Raw genomic sequence first — 22,879 nt, 5'->3', positions numbered from 1 at the left:
GCCAGCTCCCACATTGGATTCGGTTTCTTCAGTTATTACGACACTTACGGGTTAACCGATGCTATTCAACCAAGCCTCACGCCTGGCCAAGATCACCAGCCCTCTCGGGCCGGATGTGCTGTTGCTCAACGAAATGGGCGGCGGTGAAGAGTTAGGAAGGCTGTTCAACTATGAGCTGCAACTGACGTCCCTGGACGCCAACATCGACCTCAACCAGTTGCTCGGCAAGCCCATGAGCGTGGGCCTGCAACTGGCGGACGGTGGCGAGCGGCACTTTCACGGCATCGTCGCGCGTTGCAGCCAGAACATCGACCAGGGTCAGTTCGCCAGTTACCAGGTCACCCTGCGCCCATGGCTGTGGTTGCTCAGCCGCACCTCCGATTGCCGGATTTTCCAGAACCTGAGCATCCCGCAGATCATCAAGCAGGTGTTCCGCGACCTGGGTTTTTCCGATTTCGAAGACGCCCTGAGCCGACCGTATCGCGAGTGGGAATACTGCGTGCAGTACCGCGAGACCAGCTTCGATTTCGTCAGCCGCCTGATGGAACAAGAAGGCATCTACTACTTCTTTCGCCATGAACAGGATCGCCACGTACTGGTGCTGGCCGACGCCTATGGCGCCCACACCACGGTGCCGGGCTACGGGTCGATCCCCTACTACCCCAAGGACGAGCAGCAACGCGAACGCGACCATATGCACAACTGGCACTTGGCGCAGGAGGTGCAGCCGGGTTCGCTGGAGCTCAACGACTACGACTTCCAACGCCCCAGCGCGAGCATCGACGTGCGCTCGGCCATGCCGCGCCCACACACCGGCGGCGACTATCCGCTGTACGACTACCCCGGCACCTACGTGCAAAGCGCCGACGGCGAACACTACGCACGTACCCGCATCGAAGCCCTGCAAACCCTGCACGAGCAGATCGAGTTCGCCGGCAATGCGCGTGGCCTGGGGTCGGGCCACCTGTTCAGCCTCACCGGCTTCAGTCGTCAGGATCAGAACCGCGAATACCTGATCGTCGGCTGTCGCTACTACATCGTCCAGGAAAGCCTGGAGAGCGGCGGCGGCTCCGGTTCGGCGCAATTCGAAAGCAGCCTGACCTGCATCGACGCCCAACAGAGTTTCCGCCCACTGGCCAACACCCATCGCCCTATCGTCAAAGGCCCGCAGACTGCATTGGTGGTGGGCCCCAAAGGCGAGGAAATCTGGACCGACCAGTACGGCCGCGTGAAGGTGCATTTCTACTGGGACCGCCACGACCAATCCAACGAGAACAGCTCGTGCTGGATCCGTGTGTCGCAATCCTGGGCCGGCAAGAACTGGGGCTCGATGCAGATTCCACGAATCGGCCAGGAAGTGATCGTCAGCTTCCTTGAAGGCGATCCGGACCGCCCGATCATCACCGGGCGGGTGTACAACGCCGAGCAGACTGTGCCTTACGACCTACCGGAAAACGCCACCCAGAGCGGCATGAAAAGCCGCTCCAGCAAAGGCGGCACGCCGGCCAACTTCAATGAAATCCGCATGGAGGACAAGAAGGGTCTGGAGCAGTTGTATATCCATGCCGAGCGCAATCAGGACATCGTGGTGGAGGTGGATGAAAGCCACTCGGTGGGGCATGACCGCAACAAGAGTATTGGCCATAACGAGACGGTGACCATCGGCAGCAATCGTCTGCGGGTTGTGCGCAACAACGACACGGTGATCGTGGGTGGCGCCAAGTCCGACAGCGCCGCCACGCACTACACCATCGAGGCCGGCGAGAGTATTCGCCTGGTGTGCGGCGACAGTGTGATCGAGCTCAAGGCAGGCGGGGATATCAACCTGACCTGCGGCTCGTTCAACCTGTTTTCCACCGGCAGCAGCAAGATCCAGACAAAGGGCAAACTGGACATCAACCTGGGCAGTGACAAGGGCACATCGCCCGGCGCCCAGGGCGTGCAAGACACGATCAAGTCCGCCGTCGAATCAAAATTCCCCGGCAAGCCCGGCGCTGGTCAATAACGAGACTTCTTCACCATGAATTACCTGATCAACGAAGCCCAATTCACCCTGCCCGATGCCGAGGTACAGGACACCTCGATCAATATCCTCAAGTTCGCCAAGCTGGGCACCACCCTAGTGGTGAGCCGCAGCCCGTTGGCGGACGGCGAGAGCCTGCAAAGCAATTTCGAAGGCCAGCTGAAAAAACTCGAGCAGCAGGTCAAGGATCTGCGCTATTCCCCTGCACAAGCGGTCAAGGTCGGTCCGACGCAGGACATCGACGCCTTTGAAGTACAGAACCGTTTCAACAAAGGCAGCGACAACATTTACCAATATCAGCTGGCAATGCAGATACCCGGCACCCGCCAACTGATTGCACTGAGCTACGTCAAGACCCAGCCCCTGGGCCCTGCCGAGGCGGCTCATTGGGCAACGCTGAAAAACACGCTCAATTTTACTGCTACGCCCTGAGTCGAGCCTGAGCGATGAGTGACGATCTTTGGGCTGCCCGCGAAGGCGACGCACTGCTGCACACCTCGGTGATGGCCGATATTCTCGGCGGTGTGCTGGAAGTGGCCGCCTATGCGGCGATCACTACTGTGGGCTGCCTGGCCGTTGCCGGAGCGGTGTTCCTCGCGACCGGTGCAACCATTGCCACAGGCGGTGTTGCATTGGTTTTGGTGGTGGGCGCGGTCGTCGGCATCACCGCTGGGCTCACTGGCGCCGACTTGAAGATATCCAGTTGGTGCGAGTCCGCCGCCAACTGGGTGTTCCCGCCGGTGATCGATGCGTTCATCACCAGCGGCTCGCACAACGTGTTCATCAATGGCAAAAAGGCTGCCCGCGCCGCCGGCAAGATGACGGCTGTGCCCGTCGCGCCCAGCGAGCCGCCAGCGCCAAGCTTCCTGGATATGGCCGGAGAGTTTTTCTCGCAGATGTGGCGCCCGACGGTCGCCTCGCCTGCGCCCGGCACAGAGCCTTGCCCGCTGGACACCGTGGCGTGCAACAAGCACCCGCCCATGCCCCTGCAGTTCATTGCCGAGGGTTCCAGTTCGGTATTCATCAATGGTCAGCCGGCGGCACGCAGCGGGGATCGCAGTACCTGTGACGCCAAGATTGGAACGGCTGAGGGTCTGATTTCGCCGGATGTGCGCATTGGTGGCGAGACCATTGTGGTGCAGGAGATTCGTAGCGGGAAAACGCCGGGGGTGGGGCTGGCGATTGCCGTGGTGATGGCGTTGCGGGGCAATGTGAAGTGTTTCTGGACCAAGCTGCCGTGCATGATCGGAAGTGCGCTGGTGGGGGGAGCGATTTCTTATGGGACCGCCAAGGTCACCTCTGCGCTCAAGGGCGCCATGAATGGCTCGCCCAATCCGGTGCACAGCGCGACGGGGGCCAAGATCCTGGGCGGGGACGAGGAACTGGACTTCACGTTGCCGGGATTGCTCCCGATAGATTGGCAGCGCTTTTACAGCAGCCTCGACACACGCCGGGACGGCCTATTTGGCGCTGGATGGAGCGTCGCGTATGAGGTGTCGATCGAGATAGAAGCAGACGAAAACCTGGTCTACATCGACGAACAAGGACGCCGCCTGGAGATCGGTTACATCCCGTTGTCCGGCGGAGCGTTCGATCCGGGCCAAGGCCTTGCAGTCAGGCGCAGTGGCGACGGCGCGGTATTGGTCGAAAGCATCGACGGCCTGTATCGCCTGTTCGAGCCCGACCCGCTGAACAGCTCGCGGATGCGCTTGCATCTGCTGGGTGATCGTAATGAGGGCCGGATTTTCCTCGACTACGACAGTCAGGGCCGACTGTATCGCCTGCGCGACACCCACGACTTGATGCATGTAGAACTGAACTACGCGGCTGAACACCCTAGGCGTGTGAGCCACATCGAGCGGCGTTACCTGCGCCAGGACCATTTCGATGCACGCAGCGACGTACTTGTCAGTTATCGCTATGACAACAACGGCGATCTTGCCGAAGTATTGGATGCCCAAGGCACAACCCTACGGCGCTTTGCCTACGACAGCGGCAGGCGCATGGCCGAGCACCAATTGCCGAGTGGTTTGCGCTGTTTCTACCAATGGGCTGAAGTACCAGGGCCAGACGGCCCGGAATGGCGCGTCAGCCGGCACTGGACCGACGCGGGCGATGAATACCGCTTCGATTACGATCTGGACGCCGGCATTACCCGCGTGACCGACGGCCTGATGCGGGTCAGCACGCGGCATTGGAACCCGCAGTTCCAGATCACTCGCTACGTCGATAACCTGGGCCATACGTGGCAGTTTGAATGGAGCGAAGATCGCCAGTTGCTCGGCGCGATTGACCCGCAAAACGGCCAGTGGCGTTTCAACTATGACGCATCCGGCAACCTGAGCGCCGTCATCGATCCGCTGTCCAGAACCCGCGGCACGCAGTGGCTGGAACACTGGGCATTGCCCCAAGTGGAAACCGATCCGGCAGGCAACAGTTGGCATTATCGCTACGACCAGCGTGGCAACTGCATCGAAGAAATCGACCCCTTGGGAAACCGTACGCGTTACGTCTATGACGGTTTCGGTCAGCCGGTGCAAATCATCGACGCCACGGAAAAGACCAGAACGTTGCATTGGAACGAGTGGAGCCAACTGGTCGAAGAAGTGGATTGCTCGGGTTATCCGACTCGTTATCAATACGATGCGTTTGGCAATCTGGTAGTGCAGACCAATGCCGAAGGTGAGTCGGTGCGCTACCGATACGGACCTCAGGGACTATTGCTGGAATGCCAGCTTCCCGACGGTCGCGTGGAGCAATTTCAACGTAGCACCAATGGTTATCTGACGGTTTATATCGACCCGGCCGGTAGCACCACGCGCTATGCCTATGACGTACGCGGCCTGGTCAAGCAACGCTGGGATGCGCATAACCGCACGGTCATGTTCGATCATGACGCCTACGGGCGACTTCGCAAGCTGACAAACGAGAACGGAGAAAGCTACCGCTTTGAATGGGACGCGGCCGACCGTATGGTGCAGCAGCAAGACCTCGACCAGAGTCGGCGCTGCTACACCTATGATTCGCTGGATGATGTCGTAGCCGTGGACTACCTGCCGGGGATGGAAGGCGAACCGGTAGCTGCGTTGTCACACCAGTTTCAGCGAGATCCGATTGGGCGCCTGGTCAGCAAAGTCACTGCGGACGGCACCACCGTTTATGAGCATGATCTGAACGATCAACTGGTGGCCGTCACCTTCACCGCGCTTGACGGCGCAGAACAGGTACTGGGTTTCAGCTATGACGCGCTGGGACAACTGCTGCAGGAGCAAAGCACAGCGGGGTCCTTGCAGCATCACTACGACGAATTGGGCAACCTGATTCAGACCCGGTTGCCCGACGGACGATGGCTGAACCGCCTCTACTACGGCAGTGGCCACCTGCATCAGTTGAATCTCGATGGTAAGGTCATCAGCGACTTCGAGCGGGATCGTTTGCACCGCGAAGTGCAGCGCACTCAGGGCCAACTCAAGACGAGTACCGCCTATGATCGAAATGGACGGGTTCGCTCGCGACAGCGCCGTAGTATTGACCAACCGTGGCAGTTGCCACCGTTGGTTGAGACTGAATACTGCTACGACCCCAGCGATAACCTGATCGGGCGTCGTCGTACTGACCGTCAAGAGCTTCTGGGCTACGACAGTACGGGACGCATCCTCGTCAACCACCAAGTAGGACACAGCGAAACCTACGCCTATGATGCTGCCGCCAATTTGCTCGACGGCCCGACCCAAGGTGGTCTGGTAAGGCATAACCGCCTGCTCACCTATCAAGACAAACGTTACAAGTACGACGCCCTTGGGCGGATGATCGAGAAAAGCAGCACGGCGCGGGGGTTGCAACGGTTTACTTACAATGCCGAGCATCGCTTGATCGAAGTGCGTAGCCAGAAAGGCGCGCTGAACACGATTGTGAGGATGGTGTACGACCCCCTTGGGCGGCGTATTGGCAAAACCGAGCACGATGCCAATGAGCTCTGCCTGGGAGAAACACGCTTCGACTGGGATGGCTTGCGTCTTCTACAGGAACATCGGCATAGCCAGACCAGCCTCTATCTATATGACAATCACAGCTATGACCCGCTAGCTCGCGTGGACGGTACGGGGAAACACCAGTGTGTGCGGTATTACCACAATGACCTGAACGGACTGCCAGAGTACCTCACCGAGACTGATGGGCTCATAGTTTGGCAAGCGCGCTACAAAGTATGGGGCGCCCCTCTTGAAGAGGTGCGCGAAGCGTACTTCATCGAGGAGCAGAACCTGCGATTCCAGGGTCAGTATCTTGATCGAGAAACCGGGTTGCATTTCAATACTTTGCGGTATTACGACCCCGACATTGGCCGTTTTACGACACCTGACCCTATAGGTCTGGCAGGTGGTTTGAATCTTTACGCTTATGCCTCGAACCCGCTGACTTGGATCGATCCTCTTGGACTTAACCCAGCGCTCCTGGAGGCGCTTGGCGCGGATGCAAAATCAGTCGGTGTTTATCGATTTACTGACAAAAATGGCAAGCTCTACGTAGGTTCCACTACTGATCAAACCTTCGGCTCAAGACTGAGTCAGCATGTCGCTTCCGGAAAACTGCCGGCTGACAAAATCAGCTCGGTACAGTTACACAGTATGAACGGGGCCACCGCCCAGGAAATCTATAAGGTCGAAGCCAGTGAAATTGTGCGAAATGGCGGCAGGAGCGTAGACGGCGGGAAAACCTCTAACCTTCGAGCGCCTGCCGGTACACGTGAGCTATTCAAAAACCCCAACTGGGTCGCAACAGAAAAATCTAAACCATCACGATTCGGAAAATGTGGCTAAGGAGTCAAAAATGGGCGCCTGGAATTACAACCCTTGGGAAAACGATGAAGCCGCGGACTGGTTTCAGGAATTCTGGAAACAACAAAATTTTGCGGTCTTGATCAACGAAATCAGCCAGTTTAATCCCGCTGAAGAACGTTATGACGCCTTTAGGGCTGCCTGTTATCTATTACAAACCCTAGGCAACCCCTATATATGGCCAGCCGAGTATCTGGCAGAACTCAAACCCCTGATCGAGCAGGCTATTTCAATTCTGACCCAACTGATTGACCCGCCCAATGACGAATGGGGGTTTCTTGATATGTGGGGCGACAGCGCCGATGTTATCAACGCCGTGGAGGAACAAATCGACGCTCTGAAAATGCGATTAGGCGAGCTGGCTTAATCTGGCATACGTATCGGCACCCAACAAAAATGGGCACCCGACCCAGTCGGCGTGCCCATTTTCTTTACCGCCCCGCCTCCCTTCGAGACGGTACCGCTTAACTTACGGGTTGACGCTGTCTTTGAGCGACTTGCCCGGTTTGAACGCGACGGTGTTGCTTGCCTTGATCTTCACAGGCTCACCGGTTTGCGGGTTTTTGCCGGTGCGGGCGCCGCGGTGGCGTTGCAGGAAGGTGCCGAAACCCACCAGGGTGACGCTGTCCTTGCGGTGCAGGGCGCCGGTGATTTCTTCGAGTACGGCGTTAAGGACGCGGTTGGCCTGCTCTTTGGTGAGGTCTGCTTTTTCAGCGATGGCGGCTGCGAGATCTGGTTTACGCATAAATGAAGCCTCTTTGACGGTTTTTTGTTGTTATGTCCGTGCTGCTCTCTGGTGGAGCAGCGCCCAAGGCGCCGCAGGCTCTACTCTGCGGCAGACGGGAGTGAGGATGGCACGCCCTCGCACGCTCCGCCAGTCTCCCGGCGACCTTTCTACAGGCGAAACGGTGCTGATTCCGACAGAACGGCTGGCATTTACGCCAGCAATGGCGGAAGTTCTTTGTTCAGGGCCAGTTTTTCCATGACGGCGCTGCCGGTCAGCGCGTATCCCAGCAGGCGGCCGCTGGCGTCGCGACACAGGGCCTTGATGTCGGCGCCCTGCCCTTCGACGCTCCACACACCTTCGGTGCCCCGTGGCGCAGGTGACACCACCAGCGGGCAGACCGGGGTTTTCACGGTGATCGGCATAGGCCCATAGCTCACCGCCGTGGCGTTGCCGGCCAAGGTTTGCGCCAGGGCACGGGCGCAGCTCATCAGTGGCATCACGTACAGCAGGTTCAAGCCGTCGACCTCGGCGCAGTCGCCCAGGGCGTAGATGTTGGCGTGGGACGTCTTGAGGTGACGGTCCACCATGATCCCGCGATTGATTTGCAGGCCGGCGGCGGCGGCCAGGTCTACACGAGGACGCAGGCCGATGGCGGACACCACCAGGTCACAGTGGATCACATCACCGTCCGACAGGTGCGCCTCAAGGCCATCAGCCGTGCGTTGCAGGCGATTGAGCACCGGGCCCAGGTGGAAACGCGCGCCGATGCCTTCCAGCCCGGCTTGCACCGCTGCGGCAGCCGCCGGGTGCAGCAGGGTCGGCATGACCTGCTCACAGGGTGCGACCAGGTCGATTTCATAGCCGCCGAGGATCAGGTCGTTGGCAAATTCGCAGCCGATCAGGCCAGCGCCAAGCAACAACACGCGACGTTTGCCGGCAGCCGCGGCGCGGAAGCGCGCGTAGTCTTCCAGGTCGTTGATCGGAAAAATCAGTTCAGCCCCATCGCCTTCAACCGGTACGCGCACGGTTTCTGCGCCCCAGGCCAGGACCAGGTCGCGGTAGGCCACCGCTTCCTCGCCGATCCACAGGCGCTTGTGGCCTGCGTCGATGCCGCTGACACGTGTATGGGTGCGCACTTCGGCCTTGAGCTGCTCGGCCATGGCGCCGGGTTCGGCCATGCTCAGGCCATCGGCTTCCTTGTTCTTGCCAAAGCCGGTGGAGAGCATGGGCTTGGAGTAGGAGCGCCCGTCATCCGCGGTGATCAGCAGCAATGGGGTCTCGCTGTCGAGCTTGCGAAACTCCCGGGCTACGTTGTAACCGGCCAATCCTGTGCCGATGATCACGACGGGTGCGTTCATTCCTTTCTCCTTGTAGTACGTGTCTTAAACTAAGAATTAGCCGATTTCGATCATTTCGAAATCCATTTTGCCCACGCCGCAGTCCGGGCACAGCCAGTCTTCCGGGACGTCTTGCCACAGCGTGCCCGGAGCTATTCCGTCATCCGGCCAGCCGTCCGCTTCGTTGTAGATCAAGCCACAGACGATACATTGCCACTTCTTCATTACGTGCTTCCTCAAGTCCAGGCATGTTGGCCGGCGGTCGATGGATCCAGCGTTGCCGCACGGCTCAGGGCGTTTTGTACTGATCGGGGCCGGCAGATGCAAGCACGATCGGCGCAAACGGCCGGTTTGGCGCGGCAAAAGTTCAGGGTGCCATGGTAAGCTCGCCGCCTCTTTTGCTGCCAATACTGACTCACCGTGCCGCACTCAATCGCCCCTTCCGATGCTTGCCAATGGCTGACCCAGAGCCTTCTGAGTCCCTTGCCCACGCCCTTGACCCTCAACTGGCTGTTTGACGAAGGCTCGCTGACGCGACGGCTGACAGGGCTGTCCAACGACGGTTTCAGCGTGACGCCGCTGTTCGAAGGCTGGCAGCCATTGCGCGACGATGAATGTGCCGCCCTGGGCCTGGCCCCGGCCAGCATCGGCTGGGTGCGCGAGGTGTACCTGCGTGGGCATGACCAGCCGTGGGTGTTTGCCCGCAGCGTGGCGGCGCGCAGTGCCTTGCAGGGCGACGGGCTGCACATGGACGAGCTGGGCAGTCGCTCGCTGGGGGAGCTGTTGTTCTGCGACCGCGCCTTTACCCGCCAGGCCATCGAAGTGTGCCATTACCCTCGCCCATGGCTGCCGGCAGCGGACCAGATCGACGGTTTGTGGGCGCGCCGCTCTCGCTTCGATCGCGGCGCGCTGAGCGTGCTGGTGGCAGAAGTCTTCCTGCCGAGTTTCTGGCACGCGCTGCATGACCATCCGGAGAACTGCTGATGTATCAACGTCTGCTCAAGTCCTTGAACCGCCTGAACCCCAGGGCCTGGGATTTCATTCAGTTGACGCGCATGGACAAGCCCATTGGCATCTACCTGTTGCTGTGGCCGACATTGTGGGCACTGTGGATTGCTGGCGAGGGCTCGCCGTCGCTGCTTAATATCGTGATTTTCGTGTTGGGCGTGGTGCTGACCCGCGCCGGTGGCTGCGTGATCAATGATTGGGCTGACCGCAAGGTCGATGGCCATGTGAAGCGCACCGAGCAACGCCCACTGGTGAGCGGCAAGATCAGCTCGAAAGAGGCATTGGTGTTTTTTGCCGTGCTGATGGGTGTCAGTTTCCTGCTGGTGCTGCTGACCAACGCCAGCACTATCCTGCTATCGCTGGGCGGCCTGGCGCTGGCGGCCAGCTACCCGTTCATGAAGCGCTACACCTACTACCCGCAGGTGGTGCTGGGCGCGGCGTTTTCCTGGGGCATGCCGATGGCGTTTACCGCCGAGACCGGCCATCTGCCCGCTACCGCGTGGTTGCTGTATATCGCCAACCTGTTGTGGACCGTGGGCTACGACACCTATTACGCCATGACCGACCGTGATGACGACTTGAAGATCGGGGTGAAATCCACCGCCATTCTGTTTGGTGATGCTGATCGCGTGATCATCCTGACCCTGCAAGGGCTGTCGCTGGTGTGCCTGTTGCTGGCCGGCACGCGGTTTGAACTGGGGGGTTGGTTCCAACTGGGGTTGCTGGCGGCGGCGGGCTGTTTTGCCTGGGAGTTCTGGTACACCCGGGACAGGGACCGTATGAAGTGCTTCAGGGCGTTCTTGCATAACCATTGGGCGGGGTTGGCGATTTTTGTCGGGATTGTGGTGGATTACGCGGTTCGGTAGTGCAGGACTGACGCCATCGGGGGCAAGCCCCCTCCCACATTTTGATGTGTGAATACATTCAAGTGTGGGAGGGGGCTTGCCCCCGATGGATTCAGCAGCACCGCAGACTTAAGGCTTGATGATGTGCCAGGCGCCACCCTTGCCATCCCCGGTCTTGTCACCGGCTTTCTTGTCGTCCTTGTAGGTGTAGACCGGCTTGCCTTTGTAGGCCCACTGGCTGGTCTGGTCGTCGCGGGTGATCACCGTCCACTCACCGTCACCGGTCGTGGTGTCGGTGGACTCGGCCTTCAACGGCGGCCAGTTGGTCGCGCACTGGTCCTTGCACACTGACTTGCCATCGGCGTCCTTGTCGAAGGTGTAGAGCGTCATGCCCTTGTGATCCACCAACATCCCTTCTTTAGTCATCGCAGGCTCTGCCGCAAACGCCAGGCCTGGCAGTGCCAAGGCTGCGGATAGCAGCAGGGCTTTCCAGGAAATCGTGCTGTAAGTCATCGGAACCTTCCTTTTGTGGTTGTCAGGATTCGGACCCAAAGGGTAGTCCAGAGTGCCCTGAATTGCCCAAGCGACTAAATTACTGTCACACGACTGCAATAATTCCGTTATCTAATGCGGCGCAAGACAGTTAAATGACAAGAGGATTTTGAGCATGGTTGGCAGGAGCATTCTGATTGTTGACGACGAAGCGCCCATTCGCGAGATGATCGCCGTTGCGTTGGAAATGGCCGGCTATGACTGCCTGGAGGCGGAAAACTCCCAGCAGGCCCACGCCATTATCGTCGACCGCAAGCCGGACCTGATCCTGCTCGACTGGATGCTGCCCGGCACGTCCGGCATCGAGTTGGCCCGGCGCCTCAAGCGTGACGAACTGACCGGGGATATCCCAATCATCATGCTCACCGCCAAGGGTGAAGAGGACAACAAGATCCAGGGCCTGGAAGTGGGCGCCGATGACTACATCACCAAACCTTTTTCCCCTCGGGAGCTGGTGGCGCGCCTCAAAGCCGTATTGCGCCGTGCCGGCCCGACCGATGGCGAAGCGCCGATCGAAGTCGACGGCCTGATTCTGGACCCGATCAGCCACCGCGTGACCATCGACGGCAAGCCCGCCGAGATGGGCCCGACCGAATACCGATTGCTGCAATTCTTCATGACCCACCAGGAGCGCGCCTACACCCGCGGCCAATTGCTGGACCAGGTGTGGGGCGGCAATGTGTATGTGGAGGAGCGCACCGTGGACGTGCATATCCGCCGCTTGCGCAAAGCCTTGGGCGACGCGTACGAGAATCTGGTACAAACCGTGCGCGGCACCGGCTATCGGTTTTCCACCAAAAGCTGAGCCAGCCCCTTCCTCCCTTAACAGCTGACAAGGACGCATGTTTAAGTGAACCAGAACTGGCATGGCACCCTGATCCGCCACATGCTTCTGTTGATCACTGCTTGCCTGCTGGTCGGGCTGATCAGTGGCTATTACGGCTGGAGCCTGGCCGCCGGCATCGCGTTGTACCTGGGCTGGACCCTCAAACAATTGCTGCGCCTGCATGAATGGCTGCGCCAGCACAAACCCGACGAGGCGCCGCCCGATGGCTATGGCCTGTGGGGTGAGGTGTTCGACAGCATCTACCACCTGCAACGCCGCGACCAACGGGTACGCGGGCGCCTGCAAGCGGTGATCGACCGGGTGCAGGAATCCACCGCGGCGCTCAAGGACGCCGTGATCATGCTCGACAGCGACGGTAACCTGGAATGGTGGAACCGCGCCGCCGAAACCCTGCTGGGTCTCAAGACGCCACAAGACAGCGGCCAGCCGGTGACCAACCTGGTGCGCCACCCGCGCTTCAAGGAATACTTCGAGCAGGACAACTACGAAGAAGCCCTGGAAATCCCGTCGCCCACCAACGACCGCGTACGCATCCAGCTGTACCTGACGCGCTATGGCAACAATGAGCACTTGATGCTGGTGCGTGATGTGACCCGCATCCATCAGCTTGAACAGATGCGCAAGGACTTCGTCGCCAACGTCTCCCACGAGCTTCGCACACCGCTGACGGTGATCTGCGGCTACCTGGAGACGCTGCTGGACAACGTCGACGAGATCAACCCGCGCTGGAGCCGCGCCCTGCAGCAGATGCAGCAGCAAGGCTCGCGGATGCAGACCCTGCTCAACGACTTGCTGCTTTTGGCCAAGCTTGAAGCCACCGATTACCCCTCGGATAACCACCCGGTGGCAGTGCAAAGCCTGCTGCACACCATCAAGAATGACGCCCAGGCGCTCTCCGGTGAACGCGGCCAGCAGATCACCCTGGAAGCCGACCCGACGGTGCTGCTCAAGGGCAGTGAGGGCGAGTTACGCAGCGCGTTCTCCAATTTGGTGTTCAACGCGGTGAAGTACACCCAGGACAAGGGCAATATCCGTATTCGCTGGTGGGCCGACGAACAGGGCGCGCACCTGAGCGTGCAGGACTCGGGTATCGGCATCGACGCCAAGCATCTGCCGCGCCTCACCGAACGTTTCTACCGCGTTGACTCCAGCCGCAACTCCAACACCGGCGGCACGGGGCTCGGCCTGGCGATCGTCAAGCATGTGTTGTTGCGCCATCGGGCGCGCCTGGAAATCAGCAGCGTGCTGGGGCATGGCAGTACGTTTACCTGCCATTTTCCGACAACGCAGGTAACGCGTTCGCCAGTGATCGACAATGATGAATAACTCAAATACAGCACAAATCTAAATGTGGGAGGGGGCAAGCCCCCTCCCACATTGGATTTGTATGCTTTTGGAGAACAGGTTCCTTGCCCCGCCCGGCAGCGGGCACTAGGCAAGCGCCCCGTCAGCCGCTACATTGGCCGACTTGCGCCTGCCTTTCAGGCTCACCTGTCATCCCTTATTGAACACACGGAACCTGCAAAACCCCATCATGGACCCTTCCCCTGGCATTACCCTCGCTACACTCTTCGCCGATTTCGGCATGATTCTTTTTGCACTGATCCTGGTACTGCTCAACGGTTTCTTCGTTGCGGCGGAATTTGCCATGGTCAAACTGCGTGCCACGCGGGTCGAGGCCATCGCCCACAAAAACGGCTGGCGCGGGCAGATCCTGCGTACCGTACACAGCCAGCTCGACGCCTACCTGTCGGCCTGTCAGCTGGGTATCACCCTGGCGTCCCTGGGCCTGGGCTGGGTCGGTGAACCGGCCTTTGCGCACATCCTCGAGCCAATGCTGGGCGCGATCGGCGTGCAGTCGCCGGAAGTGATCAAGGGCGTGTCGTTCTTTGCCGCGTTCTTCGTGATTTCCTACCTGCACATCGTGGTCGGTGAGCTGGCGCCCAAGTCCTGGGCGATTCGCAAGCCCGAGCTGCTGTCGCTATGGACGGCAGTACCGCTGTACCTGTTCTACTGGGCGATGTACCCGGCCATCTACCTGCTCAACGCCAGCGCCAACGCCATCCTGCGCATCGCCGGCCAAGGCGAGCCTGGCCCCCACCATGAGCACCATTACAGCCGCGAAGAGCTCAAACTGATCCTGCACTCCAGCCGTGGCCAGGACCCGAGCGACCAAGGTATGCGCGTACTGGCCTCTGCGGTGGAAATGGGCGAACTGGAAGTGGTGGACTGGGCCAACTCCCGGGAAGACCTGGTGACCCTGGACTTCAACGCCCCGCTCAAAGAGATTCTTGCGCTGTTCCGTCGCCACAAATTCAGCCGGTACCCGGTGTATGACGCGGTGCGCAATGAGTTCGTGGGCCTGTTGCACATCAAGGATCTGCTGCTGGAACTGGCCGCCCTGGACCATATTCCCGAATCCTTCAACCTGGCCGAACTGACCCGCCCGCTGGAACGCGTCTCGCGGCACATGCCGTTGTCGCAACTGCTGGAGCAGTTCCGCAAAGGCGGCGCGCACTTCGCCCTGGTGGAGGAAGCCGACGGCAAGATCATCGGCTACCTGACCATGGAAGACGTGCTGGAAGTACTGGTGGGCGATATCCAGGATGAACACCGCAAGGCCGAGCGCGGCATCCTCGCCTACCAGCCCGGCAAATTGCTGGTACGTGGCGACACGCCGTTGTTCAAAGTCGAACGCCTGCTGGGCGTCGACCTGGACCACATCGAAGCCGAAACCCTGGCCGGCCTGATCTACGACACCCTCAAGCGCGTGCCGGAAGAAGAGGAAGTGCTGGAAGTGGAAGGCTTGCGGATCATCATCAAGAAGATGAAAGGGCCCAAGATAGTACTGGCCAAGGTCTTGCTGCTGGACTGACCTTCGATTGCCCAATGCAAAATTGGGCAATATCCCAAGCGTCGTGACGACCTAAACGATCGTCACGCAGGCAGCGCGTTGAAACAGATATCCACATTCATCTGCGCCGCGGCCGACAGATTGACTAACGCATCAAGAGAACACTTGTCGATCTTGCCGTTAAGTACGTCGTTCAGGCGAGGCTGGCTGATACCCAGCCTTAGCGCCGCATCCTTCTGGGACAGCTCCCAGCTACGAATGGTGTTGCACAACTCCAACAGCAGCTTTGAGCGTAGGCGCATATTGGCGGCTTGCGCTGGCGTGTCCTCCAGAGCATCCCACACAGAGTTGAAACGTTCGGTATGTAACTTTTGATTTGTCATGGGCTTAACCTAATTCCTGCAATCTGGCACGCGCCAATTCGATATCCCGCCCTTCGGTTTTCCGTGTGGTCTTGCGCAACGCGTGCAGCACATAGACAGCTTCAGGCCGATTGACCACGTAGAACACTCGAAACGCTCCCGACTCTTCAGTGATCCGAATCTCATTGACGCCCCTCCCGATCGTTTTCATCGGCTTGCAATCGAAGGGCTGCTCACCCTGTTGCAACAGATCCAACTGAAAACCGGCTGCCCTTCGGGCGTCGAGAGGAAAATCCTTGAGATCCTTGAGCGAGCTTCCTAGAAACACCACATCCTTGTGCCTTGGCATTGACTTCTCCTTTCCTGGAAAGAAAAAGCGTAATCGACGACTCAACCAAAGGCGGTGCAGCTTTGTTTCAAGGCATAGCAAAGGCTCGACACCACTGAAGCGTTATCGAGAGCCTATATCGGAACAGATATAAATCAAGCCATCCAGCAGGAATCAGACAACCGGTCGATTGCTTGATTCAGGCCATCAGGCACCCGGCACAAAATGCTTCTGCGCCGTACCGCGCGCAATCAGGCGCGAGATGTAGTCCAGCTTCTGCGCATCCTGGTCGATAAAGCGAAAGGTCAGTTGCAACCAGTCGCTGTCGGGCTTGGGCTCGTAGGCGACGATGGCATGCAGGTAGCCGTTGAGGCGTGCGACTTCGGCGTTGTCGCCCTGCTCAAGGTCGAGCACGGCGCTTTCCAGTACCTGAGGCAGGACGTCGCCGCGCTTTACCACCAGCAACGCTTCCTTGATGCTCAGGGCCTTGATCACGCATTGCTGAGTGCCGCTTGCGAGGCGCAACTGGCCCTGACCGCGACTGCCAGCCGGCGCCGCTGCTGCTGGGGCCTTCACGGGTGGGGTGTTGAGCAGACCTTTACTGGGTGCCGCCACCGGGGCCGGCTTGACCGCTTCGGGTCTGCCGCCGGTCAGGGCGCTCAGGGAGTCGTTGCCGAAGGCCGAGTTCATCTTGGTCGGCGCGCTGGCGATCAGTGCGTCGAGGCGGCCGATCTTGTGCAGGGCCTGCTTGACCTTGTTGAGCAGTTGCTCGTTGGTGAACGGTTTGCTGACATAGCCGGAAACGCCGGCCTGGATCGCCTGAACCACGTTTTCCTTATCGCCACGGCTGGTCACCATCACGAACGGCATGGCCTTCAGATGCGCTTGCTCGCGGCACCAGGTCAAGAGCTCAAGACCGGACATCTCAGGCATTTCCCAGTCACACAGCACCAGGTCGAAGGTTTCGCGCATCAGGATGGATTGCGCCTTTTTGCCGTTCACCGCATCTTCGATCTTGATTCCGGGGAAGTAATTGCGCAGGCACTTCTTCACCAGGTCGCGAATAAACGAGGCGTCATCCACCACCAATACACTGACTTTGCTCATCGACCCTTCATCCTATAAAAACCTCGGCTGGCAGTACGCCTGACTGATGGCATTTTGCCAAAACCTTGCAGTCACGTTCGGACTTTATTCGCCGCCCGCGCAAAAAATTCAGCTGCCACAAACGAAAACGCCCGGCCAATGGCCGGGCGTTAATTTCACGGGCAACCTTACTTATCGTCAGGTTCGCCTGGAACATTAGGCGTTTGATCGCCGGAGCCTTCAACTTCGGCCTTCATGCGCTTGAGGCCCATGTGCCGAACGTCGGTACCGCGCACCAGGTAGATCACCAGTTCCGAGATATTACGCGCGTGATCGCCGATCCGCTCCAGCGAGCGCAGCACCCAGATAATGCTCAAGACCCGCGAGATAGAACGTGGATCTTCCATCATGTAGGTGGCCAGTTCACGCAAGGCGGTCTTGTACTCGCGGTCGATGACCTTGTCGTACTGAGCCACCGACAACGCCAGGTCTGCATCGAAACGCGCAAACGCGTCGAGGGCATCGCGCACCATGTTGCGCACCTGGTCGCCGATATGGCGCACTTCCACATAACCGCGTGGCGCTTCACCTTCTTCGCACAGTTGGATGGCACGCCGGGCGATCTTGGTGGCTTCGTCGCCAATGCGCTCCAGGTCAATCACCGACTTGGAGATGCTGATGATCAAACGCAGGTCGGAGGCCGCCGGCTGGCGACGGGCAAGAATGCGCAGGCACTCTTCATCGATATTGCGTTCCATCTGGTTGATCTGGTCATCGATCTCGCGCACCTGCTGGGCCAGGCCCGAGTCGGCCTCGATCAGCGCGGTGACGGCATCGTTGACTTGCTTCTCCACCAGCCCGCCCATCGCCAGGAGGTGGCTGCGCACTTCCTCAAGCTCGGCGTTGAACTGCGCGGAGATGTGATGGGTAAGGCCTTCTTTGCTAATCATGTTGGCGTCCTTGGAGCGTCCGGTAAGGTGCGGAGAACCGCAGCGTCAGTGCAATCAGAACCACAGCTTCCTAGCCGTAGCGACCGGTGATGTAGTCTTCGGTCTGCTTCTTCGCCGGATTGGTGAACAGGGTATCGGTATCGCCGAACTCCACCAGCTTGCCCATGTACATGAACGCGGTGTAGTCCGAAACCCGCGCCGCCTGTTGCATGTTGTGGGTCACGATAACGATGGTGAACTTGGACTTGAGCTCGTAGATCAGCTCTTCGACTTTCAAGGTCGAGATCGGGTCGAGCGCCGAGCACGGTTCGTCGAGCAGCAGCACTTCCGGCTCTACGGCGATGGTACGGGCGATCACCAGACGCTGCTGCTGGCCGCCGGACAAGCCAAGTGCCGACTCGTGCAGACGGTCCTTGACCTCGTCCCACAACGCGGCGCCCTTGAGAGCCCATTCAACCGCTTCGTCGAGGACGCGCTTCTTGTTGATGCCCTGGATGCGCAGGCCATAGACCACGTTTTCATAAATGGTCTTGGGGAACGGGTTGGGCTTCTGGAACACCATCCCCACCCGGCGTCGCAACTCGGCCACGTCTTCACCCTTGCGGTAAATATTGGTGCCGTAGAGATTGATCGCACCTTCCACACGGCAACCGTCCACCAGGTCATTCATACGGTTGAACGTGCGCAGCAATGTCGACTTGCCGCAGCCGGACGGGCCGATAAAGGCGGTCACGCGCTGCTTGGGGATGTTCATGCTGACGTCGAACAGCGCTTGTTTTTCGCCGTAGTACAGGCTCAGGCCCGGGACTTCGATGGCCACGGTTTCCTGGGCCAGGCTCAGGCTCTGTTTGTCGCGACCCAGGGCAGACATGTTGATGCCGTGAGGTTGGTTTTCGTGTTGCATGGGATGCTCCCTGTGCTACCAATTCGTTTCGTTGAACCGCCGGGGCGGCTTACTCAAATTCTGTGTCTGTGGGAGCTGGCTTGCCTGCGATGGCATCACTGCGGTCTTACTGATACACCGCGTCGTCTGCATCGCAGGCAAGCCAGCTCCCACATTGAATGGTGTTAGCTGTCCAGCGCCTTGTATTTTTCGCGCAGGTGGTTACGAATCCACACCGCCGACAGGTTGAGCGTGGCGATCACCAGCACCAGCAGCAACGCGGTGGCGTACACCAGCGGCCGTGCGGCTTCGACGTTGGGGCTCTGGAAGCCGACGTCATAAATATGGAAGCCCAGGTGCATGATCTTCTGGTCCAGGTGCAAGTACGGATAGTTGCCGTCCAGCGGCAGCGACGGAGCCAGCTTCACTACGCCCACCAGCATCAGCGGCGCCACTTCGCCGGCGGCGCGGGCCACGGCGAGGATCATGCCGGTCATCATGGCCGGGCTGGCCATCGGCAGCACGATCTTCCACAGCGTTTCCGCCTTGGTCGCGCCCAGTGCCAGGGAGCCTTCACGCACCGTGCGAGGAATGCGCGCCAGGCCTTCTTCGGTGGCCACGATCACCACCGGCACCGCCAATAGCGCCAGGGTCAGCGAGGCCCAGAGCAGGCCCGGAGTACCGAAGGTCGGCGCCGGCAGGGCTTCGGCGAAGAACAGGCGGTCAACCGAACCACCCAGTACATAGACGAAGAAGCCCAGGCCGAATACGCCGTAGACAATGGCCGGTACGCCCGCCAGGTTGTTCACGGCGATACGGATGATCCGCGTCAGAGTGTTCTGCTTGGCGTACTCACGCAGGTACACGGCCGCCAGCACGCCAAACGGGGTCACGATCATCGCCATGATCAGGGTCATCATCACGGTGCCGAAGATGGCCGGGAAAATCCCGCCTTCGGTGTTGGCTTCCCGTGGGTCATCACTGAGGAATTCCCAGACCTTGCTGAAGTAGAAGCCGATCTTGGTCAGGGTGCCCATGGCGTTAGGCTGGTAGGCGTGCACCACCTTGCCGATGCCGATCTCCACTTCCTTGCCGTTGCCGTCGCGGGCAGTCAGGGCGTCGCGGTTGAACTGAGCGTGCAAGTCGGCCAGGCGCGCTTCGATATCTTGATAGCGGGCGTTGAGTTCGGCGCGGTCGGCGTCCATATCGGCCTGGGCGGCGGCGTCGAGCTTGCCTTCCAGTTCCAGTTTGCGCCCGTGCAGGCGGATGCGTTCCAGGCCGGCGTTGATCGCACCGATATCGGTTTTTTCCAGGGTCTTGAGCTGGGCGGCGAGCTTGTTGACACGGTCCACGCGAGCTTGCAGCTCTGGCCATGCGGCCTCGCCTTCAGCGATGACCTTGCCGTCCTGCTTGACGTTGACCAGGGTGCCGTAGAAGTTGCCCCACTCACGACGCTCAATGGCCATCAGGTTGGCCGGCTTGGTCTGGTCCTTCAACCATTCGCCGACGATCCAGGTGAAGTCGTTGCCGTTCAAGTCGCGGTTGCCGACCTTGATCAGCTCGCGAGTCATGAATTCCGGGCCCTGGTCCGGCACCGGCAGGCCGGCGCTCTTGAGGCGCTCACGCGGCACTTCTTCTTTCTGTACCACTTCGCCGATGACGATATGGTTGGCCTGGCCCGGCACGTTGTAGTTGGCCTGGATCAGGTCGGCCGGCCAGAAGTGGCCCAGGCCACGCACGGCAATCACAGCCAGCAAACCAATGGTCATGATGACCGCGATGGACACCGCGCCACCGCTGATCCAGACGCCTGGGGCGCCGCTCTTGAACCATCCATTCAGGGAGTTCTGTTTCACAGACTTCTACCTTTCTTAAAGCGACGAGTATTTCTTGCGCAGACGCTGACGAATCAGCTCGGCGAGGGTGTTCATGATGAACGTGAACAGCAGCAGTACCAGTGCCGAGAGGAACAGCACGCGGTAGTGACTGCCACCGACTTCCGACTCGGGCATTTCCACCGCGACGTTGGCCGCCAGGGTGCGCAAGCCCTCGAACAGGTTCATCTCCATGACCGGAGTGTTACCGGTGGCCATCAGCACGATCATGGTCTCGCCCACAGCACGGCCCATGCCGATCATCAGTGCCGAGAAGATGCCCGGGCTGGCGGTGAGGATGACCACGCGGGTCATGGTCTGCCAGGGCGTGGCGCCCAGGGCCAGGGAGCCCAGGGTCAGGCCGCGTGGCACACTGAACACGGCGTCTTCGGCGATCGAGTAGATGTTCGGGATCACCGCAAAACCCATGGCCAGGCCGACCACCAGGGCGTTGCGCTGGTCGTAGGTGATCCCCAGGTCATGGGAGATCCACATGCGCATGTCGCCGCCAAAGAACCAGGTTTCCAGGTATGGACTCATGTACAGCGAGAGCCAGCCCACCAGCAGGATTACCGGGATCAGGATCGCGCTTTCCCAGCCGTCCGGCACCCGCAGGCGAATCGACTCGGGCAAGCGACTGAAGACAAAACCGGCGACCAGGATGCCGATCGGCAATAGCATCAGCAGGCTGAAAATGCCCGGCAAGTGCCCTTCCACGTACGGCGCCAGGAACAGGCCGGCGAAGAAGCCGAGGATCACGGTCGGCATGGCTTCCATCAGTTCGATCACTGGCTTGACCTTGCGGCGCAGGCTCGGGGCCATGAAGTAAGCGGTGTAGATCGCGGCGGCAACCGCCAGCGGCGCGGCCAGCAGCATGGCGTAGAACGCAGCCTTCAACGTGCCGAAGGTCAGCGGGGCCAGGCTCATCTTGGGTTCGAAGTCGGTGTTGGCGGCGGTGGACTGCCAGACGTATTTAGGCTCGTCGTAGTTCTCGTACCAGACCTTGCTCCACAACGCGCTCCACGAGACTTCCGGGTGCGGGTTGTCGAGCAACAGCGGTTGCAGCTTGCCGCCGGCCTCGACGATTACGCGGTTGGCCCGTGGCGACATACCGAACAGGCCCTGGCCGTCGACCACCGGGTCGACCAGCAGGGTGCGGTGAGCGGTGCTGTGGAAAACGCCGAACTGGCCAGCGGCATCGAGCGCGGTGAAGCCTTTGCGGCGCTCTTCAGCACTGATTTCGACAATGGGCGCAGTGCCCATCTGGAAGGTGCGGATCTGTTTCAGGCGTTGCTCGCCATCCGGGTCGCGGGCCATGAACCACTGGGCCAGGCCGCCCTTGGAGTTGCCGACGATCAGCGAGATACCGCCCACCAGCTGAGTGCTGGCGGTGACTTCGGCTGCGCCGTCTTCCAGGAGTTTGTAGCGACCGTTGAGGCTGTTGTCGCGCAGGCTGAACACATCGGCCAGGGCGCGACCGTTGATCACATAAAGCCATTGCTGGCGTGGGTCGACAAAGATGGCTTTCACCGGTTCGGTCATCTGCGGCAGCTCGATGCGCTTCTGCTCGCTGGTGACTTCACCGGTCATCATGTTTTCTTCGCGGCTCAACGACAGCACGTTCAGGTACGAACCCGCCGAACCGGCCACCACCAAGGTGGAGTCAGTGGCGTTGAGGGCGACATGCTCCAGTGGGCGACCGGCCTCATCCAACACGATCGGCGTTTCGCCGTAAGGGTATTCAATCGCTGGGGTGATGGTCTTCTTGCCGTCCGGGTACGACACTTTATAGGTGTGGCGGAACACCAGGGACTGGCCATTGGACAAACCAAGGATAACCAGCGGGCTGCCCGGCTGGTCTTCACCAATAGAAACAACGCTGGCACCGGCCGGAAGCGGCAAGTCGACACGCTTGAGCTCAGCGCCGGAGTCCACTTCAAAGAACAGCGCCTGGCCCTTGTCGGAAACCCGCATGGCGACCTGGTTCTGTTCTTCAAGGGAGATCATCAACGGCTTGCCGGCGTCCTGCATCCAGGCGGGGGTCAGCGCGTCTTCCTTGGTCAACGAGGCGCCCTGGAACAGAGGTGCAACGACGTAGGCGAGGAAGAAGAAGATCAAGGTGATGGCGCCAAGGACGGCGAGGCCACCGACCAGCACATACCAGCGGGTCAGGCGATCCTTGAGCGCGCGAATGCGGCGCTTGCGTTGCAGCTCAGGCGTATTGAAATCAATGCGCTTGGGGGGAGAAGTTGTCGTCATGGTGGAATTGGCCAGATCATTCATGCGCACACCCTAGCGATCCTGTATGACAGAAAGATGACAGTGCAGTGACGCAAAAAATCCGCCGCGAAGCAGGGCTGGCAGCGGA

20 protein-coding genes are annotated in these 22,879 nt (G+C 59.9%); 9 read left to right on the top strand and 11 right to left on the bottom strand.

Going from position 1 to position 22,879, the window contains the following annotated elements:
• The first annotated feature begins 58 nt into the window (after window positions 1-58).
• The 4 genes from JH25_RS12360 to JH25_RS12370 are packed head-to-tail and all read left to right on the top strand — an operon-like array spanning window position 59 to window position 7,225.
• Window positions 59-2,005: a type VI secretion system Vgr family protein gene (locus JH25_RS12360; RefSeq protein WP_032878689.1), complete on the top strand. Its 1,947-nt coding sequence runs from the start codon at window positions 59-61 to the stop codon at window positions 2,003-2,005.
• A gap of 15 nt (window positions 2,006-2,020) precedes the next feature.
• Window positions 2,021-2,455, top strand: coding sequence for a DcrB-related protein (locus JH25_RS12365; protein ID WP_032878688.1), 435 nt, complete (start codon window positions 2,021-2,023; stop codon window positions 2,453-2,455).
• A gap of 14 nt (window positions 2,456-2,469) precedes the next feature.
• Window positions 2,470-6,840 (top strand): RHS repeat-associated core domain-containing protein, encoded by a 4,371-nt coding sequence (locus JH25_RS0127200; protein ID WP_081883318.1) that lies wholly within the window; start codon window positions 2,470-2,472, stop codon window positions 6,838-6,840.
• 10 nt (window positions 6,841-6,850) lie between these two features.
• Window positions 6,851-7,225 (top strand): DUF4259 domain-containing protein, encoded by a 375-nt coding sequence (locus JH25_RS12370; RefSeq protein WP_032878687.1) that lies wholly within the window; start codon window positions 6,851-6,853, stop codon window positions 7,223-7,225.
• A 102-nt stretch (window positions 7,226-7,327) separates the two neighbouring features.
• Here the strand turns inward: JH25_RS12370 and JH25_RS12375 are convergent, their stop codons facing one another.
• From JH25_RS12375 to JH25_RS12385, 3 genes are all read right to left on the bottom strand, one after another.
• Entirely contained in the window at window positions 7,328-7,603 is a 276-nt protein-coding gene (locus JH25_RS12375; protein WP_003195589.1) for an HU family DNA-binding protein, read from the bottom strand.
• 191 nt (window positions 7,604-7,794) lie between these two features.
• Window positions 7,795-8,943: an NAD(P)/FAD-dependent oxidoreductase gene (locus tag JH25_RS12380; RefSeq protein WP_032878686.1), complete on the bottom strand. Its 1,149-nt coding sequence runs from the start codon at window positions 8,941-8,943 to the stop codon at window positions 7,795-7,797.
• Window positions 8,944-8,979: 36 nt separating this feature from the next.
• Window positions 8,980-9,147 carry a rubredoxin gene (locus JH25_RS12385; RefSeq protein ID WP_002555879.1) on the bottom strand — a complete coding sequence of 56 codons (168 nt, stop codon included), beginning with the start codon at window positions 9,145-9,147 and terminating at the stop codon, window positions 8,980-8,982.
• A gap of 195 nt (window positions 9,148-9,342) precedes the next feature.
• On the opposite strand from JH25_RS12385, the gene JH25_RS12390 reads away from it, so the two are divergent.
• Both JH25_RS12390 and ubiA read left to right on the top strand, forming a co-directional pair.
• Window positions 9,343-9,906, top strand: coding sequence for a chorismate--pyruvate lyase family protein (locus tag JH25_RS12390; protein WP_032878685.1), 564 nt, complete (start codon window positions 9,343-9,345; stop codon window positions 9,904-9,906).
• Complete coding sequence (ubiA, locus tag JH25_RS12395; protein ID WP_032878684.1) at window positions 9,906-10,796, top strand: 4-hydroxybenzoate octaprenyltransferase; 891 nt, start codon at window positions 9,906-9,908, stop codon at window positions 10,794-10,796. The genes JH25_RS12390 and ubiA overlap by 1 nt, the downstream gene beginning before the upstream one ends.
• 108 nt (window positions 10,797-10,904) lie before the next feature.
• On the opposite strand, the gene JH25_RS12400 is transcribed toward ubiA, so the two are convergent.
• A complete protein-coding gene (locus JH25_RS12400; protein WP_032878683.1) occupies window positions 10,905-11,288 on the bottom strand; it encodes a COG4315 family predicted lipoprotein in 384 nt (127 codons plus the stop codon).
• Between the two features lie 154 nt (window positions 11,289-11,442).
• Here JH25_RS12400 and phoB point away from each other — a divergent pair, with 154 nt between their 5' ends.
• From phoB to JH25_RS12415, 3 genes are all read left to right on the top strand, one after another.
• Window positions 11,443-12,132, top strand: a complete 690-nt coding sequence (gene phoB / locus JH25_RS12405; protein WP_005792526.1) for a phosphate regulon transcriptional regulator PhoB — start codon at window positions 11,443-11,445, stop codon at window positions 12,130-12,132.
• 81 nt (window positions 12,133-12,213) lie between these two features.
• Window positions 12,214-13,500 (top strand): phosphate regulon sensor histidine kinase PhoR, encoded by a 1,287-nt coding sequence (gene phoR, locus JH25_RS12410; RefSeq protein WP_236648093.1) that lies wholly within the window; start codon window positions 12,214-12,216, stop codon window positions 13,498-13,500.
• Between the two features lie 208 nt (window positions 13,501-13,708).
• Window positions 13,709-15,049 (top strand): hemolysin family protein, encoded by a 1,341-nt coding sequence (locus JH25_RS12415; RefSeq protein ID WP_005792528.1) that lies wholly within the window; start codon window positions 13,709-13,711, stop codon window positions 15,047-15,049.
• 62 nt (window positions 15,050-15,111) lie between these two features.
• Here JH25_RS12415 and JH25_RS12420 read toward each other — a convergent pair whose 3' ends face one another.
• The 7 genes from JH25_RS12420 to JH25_RS12450 form a co-directional block, all read right to left on the bottom strand.
• Window positions 15,112-15,411 carry a helix-turn-helix domain-containing protein gene (locus tag JH25_RS12420; RefSeq protein ID WP_005792529.1) on the bottom strand — a complete coding sequence of 100 codons (300 nt, stop codon included), beginning with the start codon at window positions 15,409-15,411 and terminating at the stop codon, window positions 15,112-15,114.
• Between the two features lie 4 nt (window positions 15,412-15,415).
• Window positions 15,416-15,739 (bottom strand): type II toxin-antitoxin system RelE/ParE family toxin, encoded by a 324-nt coding sequence (locus JH25_RS12425; RefSeq protein ID WP_005792530.1) that lies wholly within the window; start codon window positions 15,737-15,739, stop codon window positions 15,416-15,418.
• A gap of 186 nt (window positions 15,740-15,925) precedes the next feature.
• The gene (locus JH25_RS12430) at window positions 15,926-16,825 is read right to left on the bottom strand and encodes a response regulator (RefSeq protein ID WP_032878681.1); all 900 of its coding nucleotides are present in this window, start codon (window positions 16,823-16,825) and stop codon (window positions 15,926-15,928) included.
• Window positions 16,826-16,992: 167 nt separating this feature from the next.
• On the bottom strand, window positions 16,993-17,754 hold the full coding sequence (gene phoU / locus JH25_RS12435; RefSeq protein WP_032878680.1) for a phosphate signaling complex protein PhoU: 762 nt from the start codon (window positions 17,752-17,754) through the stop codon (window positions 16,993-16,995).
• Between the two features lie 70 nt (window positions 17,755-17,824).
• Complete coding sequence (pstB, locus tag JH25_RS12440) at window positions 17,825-18,658, bottom strand: phosphate ABC transporter ATP-binding protein PstB (RefSeq protein WP_005792533.1); 834 nt, start codon at window positions 18,656-18,658, stop codon at window positions 17,825-17,827.
• A 164-nt stretch (window positions 18,659-18,822) separates the two neighbouring features.
• Window positions 18,823-20,493 carry a phosphate ABC transporter permease PstA gene (gene pstA, locus JH25_RS12445; protein WP_032878679.1) on the bottom strand — a complete coding sequence of 557 codons (1,671 nt, stop codon included), beginning with the start codon at window positions 20,491-20,493 and terminating at the stop codon, window positions 18,823-18,825.
• A 15-nt stretch (window positions 20,494-20,508) separates the two neighbouring features.
• A complete protein-coding gene (locus tag JH25_RS12450; RefSeq protein ID WP_177327432.1) occupies window positions 20,509-22,542 on the bottom strand; it encodes an ABC transporter permease subunit in 2,034 nt (677 codons plus the stop codon).
• Between the last annotated feature and the right edge of the window lie 337 nt (window positions 22,543-22,879).

Origin of the sequence: Pseudomonas sp. BRG-100, assembly GCF_000737955.1 — a bacterium.
Taxonomy (GTDB): Bacteria; Pseudomonadota; Gammaproteobacteria; order Pseudomonadales; family Pseudomonadaceae; genus Aquipseudomonas; species Aquipseudomonas synxantha_A.
This window is presented reverse-complemented; position numbering and strand designations above follow the sequence as displayed.